The sequence below is a fragment of the Roseobacter sp. AzwK-3b genome (assembly GCF_000170875.1).
Classification (GTDB): Bacteria; Pseudomonadota; Alphaproteobacteria; order Rhodobacterales; family Rhodobacteraceae; genus Roseovarius; species Roseovarius litoreus.
In genome coordinates, this window is record NZ_ABCR01000009.1 from 174,672 (window position 1) to 181,902 (window position 7,231).

Annotated in this window: 7 protein-coding genes; 5 read left to right on the forward strand and 2 right to left on the reverse strand. The window is 62.8% G+C overall.

Features of this window, described 5'->3' with window-relative positions; genetic code table 11:
• Positions 1 to 82 precede the first annotated feature (82 nt).
• Complete coding sequence (locus RAZWK3B_RS15785) at positions 83 to 580, forward strand: DUF3576 domain-containing protein (RefSeq protein ID WP_007816886.1); 498 nt, start codon at positions 83 to 85, stop codon at positions 578 to 580.
• A 33-nt stretch (positions 581 to 613) separates the two neighbouring features.
• Here RAZWK3B_RS15785 and RAZWK3B_RS15790 read toward each other — a convergent pair whose 3' ends face one another.
• A complete protein-coding gene (locus RAZWK3B_RS15790; RefSeq protein ID WP_007816887.1) occupies positions 614 to 1,861 on the reverse strand; it encodes a glycosyltransferase in 1,248 nt (415 codons plus the stop codon).
• Positions 1,862 to 2,014: 153 nt separating this feature from the next.
• Here RAZWK3B_RS15790 and leuS point away from each other — a divergent pair, with 153 nt between their 5' ends.
• The 4 genes from leuS (at position 2,015) to RAZWK3B_RS15810 (ending at position 6,875) form a co-directional block, all read left to right on the forward strand.
• Positions 2,015 to 4,576 carry a leucine--tRNA ligase gene (gene leuS / locus RAZWK3B_RS15795; protein WP_037296080.1) on the forward strand — a complete coding sequence of 854 codons (2,562 nt, stop codon included), beginning with the start codon at positions 2,015 to 2,017 and terminating at the stop codon, positions 4,574 to 4,576.
• The gene (gene lptE / locus RAZWK3B_RS15800) at positions 4,563 to 5,069 is read left to right on the forward strand and encodes an LPS assembly lipoprotein LptE (RefSeq protein WP_007816889.1); all 507 of its coding nucleotides are present in this window, start codon (positions 4,563 to 4,565) and stop codon (positions 5,067 to 5,069) included. The genes leuS and lptE overlap by 14 nt, the downstream gene beginning before the upstream one ends.
• Positions 5,066 to 6,091 (forward strand): DNA polymerase III subunit delta, encoded by a 1,026-nt coding sequence (gene holA / locus RAZWK3B_RS15805; RefSeq protein ID WP_007816890.1) that lies wholly within the window; start codon positions 5,066 to 5,068, stop codon positions 6,089 to 6,091. Before lptE ends, holA begins: the two co-directional genes overlap by 4 nt.
• Positions 6,092 to 6,284: 193 nt before the next feature.
• Positions 6,285 to 6,875: a glutathione S-transferase family protein gene (locus RAZWK3B_RS15810; protein WP_007816891.1), complete on the forward strand. Its 591-nt coding sequence runs from the start codon at positions 6,285 to 6,287 to the stop codon at positions 6,873 to 6,875.
• Between the two features lie 76 nt (positions 6,876 to 6,951).
• On the opposite strand, the gene RAZWK3B_RS15815 is transcribed toward RAZWK3B_RS15810, so the two are convergent.
• The coding region (locus RAZWK3B_RS15815) for an NAD(P)/FAD-dependent oxidoreductase (protein ID WP_007816892.1) at positions 6,952 to 7,231 on the reverse strand (280 nt) is incomplete at its 5' end.

The following is a 7,231-nucleotide window of genomic DNA, read 5'->3' on the forward strand; positions in this document are numbered from 1 at the left end:
AATCCCCCGCCGCGGACCAATGCCGGATTTCAGTAAACTCCTTGCCCCATTGTCCGACCTTGGATAGTAGGAGAGAGAAACAATGTCGGATCGCGTAATGACCAAGTCCCGCATCATCACTCTAGGCCTGTCACTCGGTTGTGCCGTAACGCTGGTGGCGTGTGAGTCCATCAGGAACGAGGGGTTCCGCGACGAGGCGCTGAATGTCGAAACCGGTCGTGACTATCAGACGCAGCGGCGCCAGGACGGGTCTTTTCTCGATTTTTTCCGGAATGAGGGCGTGGGCGTCAGCGTCAACCGCTTTCTCTGGACGGCGTCTCTCGACGTTCTGGATTTTCTTCCGGTTCAAACGGCGGATCCGTTTACTGGCATAATTTCAACAGGTTACGGCACGCCGCCCGGCGGGGGGCAGTCCTATCGCGCAACCATCCTCATCAGCGATCCTGCGCTTGACGCCCGGTCGCTGAATGTGGCCCTGCAGACGCGCGGCGGTCCTGTGAACGCGGCCACACAACGCGCGGTCGAGGATGCCATCCTCGCGCGCGCCCGCCAGCTGCGCATCAATGCCGGGAATTTCTGAGCTGGGAATTTCTGACTTTCCGGCAAGACACATTCAGACCTTCGCACCGCTCATGACGCTTGAGATCCAGTCAATCTGTTTTGGCAGGGAAATCGTGCGCAGATCATAATTGTGGACAACATGCGCCCGCGCCGCCTGGCCCATCCGCTTGCGGGCGTCGTCGTCTTCGAGCAGGGCAACGACCTCGGTGACGAGGCCCTCCCGATCGAAAAAGTCCACCAGCCGCGCGGTTTCGCCCTGGCTCAGCATCTCGCGCACGGGGGCCGTGTCGCTGGCCACGATGGCCGCTTCGCAGCTCATGGCTTCCAAGAGGCTCCAGCTCAGGACGAACGGATAGGTCAGATAGACATGCACCGTGCTGATCTGCAGAAGTGTCGTGAACTGCTGATGCGGTATGCGGCCCAGGAAATGGACCCGCGCCCAATCCGTATCGGGGATGTCTTTCCTCACCTCGTCGATGAAGATCTGCTTCCAGGTCTGGCCATTTGGGGGGCGTGCCCCATAACTGACCTCGTCTCCGCCCACGATCAGGACACGCAGTTTGGGCCGTTCCTTGAGCAAACGCGGCAAGGCGCGCATGAAGACATGGTAGCCGCGATAGGGTTCGAGATTGCGGTTCACGAAGGTGACGATTTCATCCTGCTTCGTCAGATCGCCCGCGCCCTCGACGCTCAGGCGAACATCGGGGTCGGGACGCGACACATCCGTGTCCACCCCGTCATGCACCACGGTGATCCGGTCGCGGAATTCGGGCGGAAAGGTATCTGCCTGAAACCGTGTCGGGCTGATCCCGGCGTCGGCCATCGGGAAATGGATGTGATTATTGAGGTTTTTCATGCGGATGCGCAAATGCGCCAGCTCAGCATCGGCCGCAGTGAACTCGGGGTCGAAATCCACATGCGGGTAATCGGACAGATGATAGAGCTCGCAATAAAGCCCGAGGCGCGCATCGGGCCACACATCGCGTAGGAACATCGATTCGCCCCAGCCGGGATGTGCGAGGATCAGATCGGGGGTAAATCCCTTGTCCCTCAGCTGCCGCGCCGCGCGATAGCAGGCTTCGGCCCGCGTGACCTTGGTGTCGAGATCCGTCAACCACGGGTGCACGGCCTGCGCCTTGCGCTTTGGTAGGGTGTAGGGCAGCACCCTGACGCCATTCCAAGTGGTCGCTTCCTTCACCCGCAGCGTAAGGGCCACGCATTGATGCCGCCGCGAGGCCAGCAAGGGCGCCAGATGCTTGTATTGGCCGGGAAAGTTCTGATGGATGAACAGGATTTTCATTGGGATGGACTGCCCGATACTCGTTTTACAACGTTATATGCCCTGCCAAACTCCATGCAAAGGGGTGCGATTTTGCGCCTTGCCACTGGACCCGGCGGCGCGTGCGGCCTATCACGCGGAACAACGCACCGGATGACCGAGGGACTGCAGCACATGTCGCGCTATTCTGCCGCCGAGATCGAAGCGAAATGGCAAGAGGCCTGGGACAAGGCGGAGATCTTCCGCGCCTCCCGCAGCGCCGACAAGCCCAAATACTATGTGCTCGAGATGTTCCCCTATCCGTCCGGGCGCATCCATATGGGCCATGTGCGCAACTACACGATGGGCGATGTGATTGCGCGCTACAAGCTGTCCACCGGCCATAACGTGCTGCATCCGATGGGCTGGGACGCTTTCGGGATGCCGGCGGAAAACGCAGCCATGGCGATCGGCGGACATCCCAAGGACTGGACCTATTCCAACATTGCCGACATGCGCTCACAGATGAAGCCGCTTGGACTGAGCATCGATTGGAGCAGGGAATTCGCCACCTGCGATCCCGAATATTACGGTCAGCAGCAGGCGCTTTTTCTTGATATGCTGGAAAAAGGGCTGGTCTATCGCAAGAACGCGGTGGTCAACTGGGATCCCGTGGATATGACGGTGCTGGCCAACGAGCAGGTCGAAAACGGTCGCGGCTGGCGTTCGGGTGCTCTGGTCGAGCGGCGCGAACTGACCCAGTGGTTCTTCCGTATCTCGGATTTCGCCGAAGACCTCCTTGAGGCTCTGGATGGGCTGGACAACTGGCCCGCCAAGGTCAAGCTGATGCAGGCCAACTGGATCGGCCGGTCGCGCGGTTTGCAATTCGGCTTTTCGCTGGTCGATGCACCCGATGGGCATGACCGGATCGAGGTCTATACCACGCGGCCCGACACCCTGATGGGGGCGAGCTTCGTGGGGATTTCCCCGGATCATCCGCTGGCCCGCCAGCTTGAGAAGGACAACGCCGATCTGGCAGCCTTCAACGCCGAGTGCCGCCGCATGGGCACCTCTGAAGAAGAGCTTGAGAAAGCCGAGAAAAAGGGCTTCGATACCGGGCTTCGGGTGCGTCATCCGTTCGACACCGCGTGGGAATTGCCGGTTTACATCGCCAATTTCATCCTGATGGATTATGGCACGGGCGCGATCTTCGGCTGCCCGGCACATGATCAACGCGATTTGGATTTCGCCAATAAATACAAGTTGCCCGTCGCCTCGACCTTCGAGCCGGAAAAGCCGGAGGATGGGTTCAAGCGCCCCGAAGATGGCGGTGCGGCCTATGTCCCGCCGAAATCCGAAAAGGTAAGATATGTCAAAGGTTTCGCTGGCGATGAGCTGCAGTCGGGCGAGGCGGCTGTGGAGGCTGCCATCGGATTTTGCAAAGCCAATGGCGTGGGTCAGGGTGTCACCAAGTACCGGCTGCGCGATTGGGGTCTGAGCCGCCAGCGCTATTGGGGTTGCCCCATTCCGGTGATCCATTGCGAGGCCTGCGGCGTGGTGCCTGAGGCCAAGGAAAATCTGCCGATCCGCCTGCCCGATGATGTGACGTTCGATCAGCCCGGCAATCCGCTCGACCGGCACCCGACATGGCGCGATTGCACCTGTCCCGCCTGTGGCGCTCCGGCCCGGCGCGAGACCGACACGATGGACACGTTCGTGGACAGCTCGTGGTATTTCGCGCGGTTCACCGCGCCCCATGCCACGACGCCCACCGATATGGCCGAGGCCGAGTACTGGATGAATGTCGACCAGTATATCGGCGGGATCGAGCATGCGATTTTGCATCTGCTATATTCGCGCTTCTTCGCCCGCGCGATGCAGCTGACAGGCCATTTGCCCGCCAAGGCGATCGAGCCGTTCGATGCGCTGTTCACGCAAGGGATGGTGACCCATGAGATTTACCAGACCCGTGATGCGAATGGACGGCCCGTCTATCACCTTCCCGAAGATGTGGAGGGCGGCAAGCTGATCGCCACGGGTGAAACGGTCGAGATCATTCCCTCGGCCAAGATGTCGAAATCCAAGAAGAACGTGGTTGACCCCGTCACCATCATCCGTGCCTTCGGGGCCGATACCGCGCGCTGGTTCGTTCTGTCCGACAGCCCGCCCGAGAGGGACGTGGAATGGACCGCCGCAGGCGCCGAGGCGGCGTTCAGGCATCTGGCGCGTGTGCACCGGATCGTCACTGAGGCCGCTGCCAGCGATGCCGCGCCCAATGCCGATGACGAGGCGCTGCTGCGCGAGATGCACAAGGCCATTCATGACGTGACGAGCGGTGTCGAGTCCTTTGGCTTCAATGCGGCGATCGCCCGGCTTTATGCCTTTACCAACGCGCTTTCCAAATCGCAGGCGGGCGGCGATGCGCGGCGCGAAGCGGCCCGCGCTCTGGTGCAGCTCATGTCCCCGATGACGCCGCATCTGTCCGAAGAGCTTTGGTCGGTGCTTGGGGGTGAGGGGCTGGTTGCCAACGCGGCCTGGCCACAGGCCGATGAGGCCATGCTGGTGGATGAGACCGTCATCATGCCGATCCAGGTCAACGGCAAGCGCCGGGCCGAAATCACCGTGCCCAAGGATATGGACAAGTCAGAGGTTGAAAAACAAGCGCTGGCGACGGATGCTGTCCGCAAGGCGCTGGATGGGGCCCAGCCCAAGAAGGTCATCGTTGTCCCCGGTCGGATCGTGAATGTCGTCGTTTGACCGAAGAAGATTTCTCGTCGGACCGCCAGCGCTCATCGCGGCGGCGGTTCTGTCGGGCTGTGGGTTCACCCAGGCTTACGGGCCGTCCGGTTCCGCAGGAAAGCTGCTCAATGCGGTCGAGGTCTCGGAGCCGAAAGGACGCGCTGGCTATTTGATGACGCGCGAGCTTGAAGACCGTTTGGGCCGGGCCGGTCAGCCGCGTTATGCGCTGGTCTATGCGATTGAAGTGAGCGAAACGCCGGTGGCGATTTCGCGCCTCAATCTGATCACCCGATACAACATGCTGGGCAAGGTGACCTATGCGCTGAATGATCTGGCCACGGATCAGGTGCTGACCTCGGGGACGGTCGATAATTTCACCAGTTTCGCGGCCTCCGACACCACCGTCGCGACCGAGGCGGCCCGCCGCGCCGCCGAAGAGCGCATCGTGGTTATCCTTTCGGATCAAGTGGTTGCACGTCTTGTCGCGGCGGCGGATAGCTTCGAGACATGAAGCTGTCGGGGCGGGATGCGCCGGGCTATTTCGCGCGGCCCGAGGCGGGGCGGACGGGGCTGCTGATCCATGGGCCGGACGGAATGCGCGTGGCGCTCAGGCGGCAGGAGGTGATCGCGGCATTGATCGGGCCGCAGGGCGAGCAGGAGATGCGCCTGACCCGTATTCCTGCAGCCGATCTGCGCAAGGACCCTGCCATGCTGCTTGATGCGGTCAAGGCGCAGGGCTTTTTCCCGGGGCCCCGCGTCGCCTTCGTGGAGGATGCCAGCGAAACCGTGGCGCAGATCATCATTGATGCGCTGGCCGAATGGCGCGAGGGGGATGCGCAGGTCGTGGTGACTGCGGGGCAGCTCAAGCCCGCCTCGAAATTGCGCAAGCTTTTCGAGGGGCATCCCAACGCCTATGCCGCCGCGATCTATGATGATCCGCCATCGCGCGCCGAGATCGAAGCCACGCTCAAGCGTGTCGGACTGACCAATATCGCCGGGGATGCGATGCGCGATCTGACGGCGCTGGCGCATGATCTCGATCCCGGTGATTTCAGGCAAACCATGGAAAAAATTGGGCTTTTCAAGCTGGGTGATCCTGATCCGCTGTCGTCAGAGGATGTGGCCGCCTGTGCGCCCAGCTCCACCGAGGCCGAGCTCGACGACATTCTCAACATCGTGGCCGAGGCACGCTCGGGCGAGATCGGGCCGATGATGAAGCGGCTCAGGGCGCAGGGGGTGCAGCCGGTCACCTTGTGCATTTCGGCGACCCGGCATTTCCGGACGCTTTATGCCGCGGCCTCGGATCCCGGGGGGCCGGCGCAGGGGATCGGGCGGGTCAGGCCCCCGGTTTTCGGGCCGAGACGCGACCGGATGGTGCGGCAGGCGCAGGGCTGGGGGGCGCAGAAACTTCAGGATGCGCTGGGGTATCTGACCGACACCGATCTGGAATTGCGCTCGGCGGGGCAGCACGCGCCGGCGATGGCGCTGGTGGAACGCACGCTGATCCGGCTCGCGATGATGGCGGCGCGGTGAACGCCACGCCGAATCAGGGTTAAGGCACGGGAAAACAAGGGAAATACCCGCTGCGGTATCGCGTCGGTAAAACGTCGGTATCGCGTCGGTGCGGGATCGTTAAAAACTGCGGGTTAACAGGGCGCACGCTTGCCAAGGGACCGGGGCTGCGCCAAGGTGCAGGACCCAGCCCGATCCCGAGAAAGGACATCGCATGTATCAGGTCATCGGCACCCGCGCGAGCCGGGCGTTTCGCGTCTTGTGGCTTCTGGAAGAGATGGGCCAGCCCTATGATCATGTCGCGGTCGCCCCGCGCAGCAAGGAGGCGCTGGAGGCCAACCCCTCGGGCAAGATCCCGGCGCTGCGCGATGGTGATGAGGTGCTGACCGATTCGACCGCCATCATGACCTATCTTGCGGACAAGCACGGCCAGTTCACCCATCCCGCCGGAACGATCGCGCGCGCCAGACAGGACGCGCTGACCCATCAGATCCTCGACGATGTGGATGCGGTGCTCTGGACCGCCGCGCGCCACAGTTTCATCCTGCCCGAAGAGCACCGCGTGCCGCAGGTCAAGGAGCCGTTGAAATGGGAATATGCCCGCAATCTCGAACGGCTTTCAGCCGGGTTGCAGGGCCGGAGCTTTCTGATGGGCGAGGAGATGCTGGTGCCGGACATCCTGCTGGCGCATTGCCTTTTATGGGCCGGAAAGGCCGGATTCCCCGAGCCGGATGCGGTGCTGGCGGAATATGTCGCGCGTCTGACGGGCCGCGAGGCCTTTGCGCGGGCCGCAGCGCTGCCGTGAGAGGCTGCACCGGGGGACGCTGTCCCCCGGACCCCCTGGGATATTTTCGGCCAGAAGAAACCGGTACCCGGTACGGTCAGGCGGGCGGGCGCAGCCAGGCGGCGGCGCGACCCGCCCAATGGCCCGTGGCGAGGCATCCGGTCAGAAGGTAGCCGCCGGTCGGCGCCTCCCAGTCGAGCATTTCGCCGGCGGCGAAGGTGCCGGGACGGCTCAGCAGCATCAGGCCGGCATCGAGCGCGTCGAAGCGCAGCCCGCCCGCGGTGGAGATCGCCTCGTCGATAGGGCGCGGGCCGTTGTGGCGGATCGGCAGCGCCTTGAGACGGGGCGCGAGATCGGCCGGCAGGGGGCGGCCGAAT

Excerpts from the sequence above, each read along its gene's own strand:
- leuS (WP_037296080.1), top strand. The coding sequence starts at position 2,015 with ATGTCGCGCTATTCTGCCGCCGAGATCGAAGCGAAATGGCAAGAGGCC.
- RAZWK3B_RS15790 (WP_007816887.1), bottom strand. The coding sequence starts at position 1,861 with ATGAAAATCCTGTTCATCCATCAGAACTTTCCCGGCCAATACAAGCAT.
- RAZWK3B_RS15785 (WP_007816886.1), top strand. The coding sequence starts at position 83 with ATGTCGGATCGCGTAATGACCAAGTCCCGCATCATCACTCTAGGCCTG.
- holA (WP_007816890.1), top strand. The coding sequence starts at position 5,066 with ATGAAGCTGTCGGGGCGGGATGCGCCGGGCTATTTCGCGCGGCCCGAG.
- RAZWK3B_RS15810 (WP_007816891.1), top strand. The coding sequence starts at position 6,285 with ATGTATCAGGTCATCGGCACCCGCGCGAGCCGGGCGTTTCGCGTCTTG.
- lptE (WP_007816889.1), top strand. The coding sequence starts at position 4,563 with ATGTCGTCGTTTGACCGAAGAAGATTTCTCGTCGGACCGCCAGCGCTC.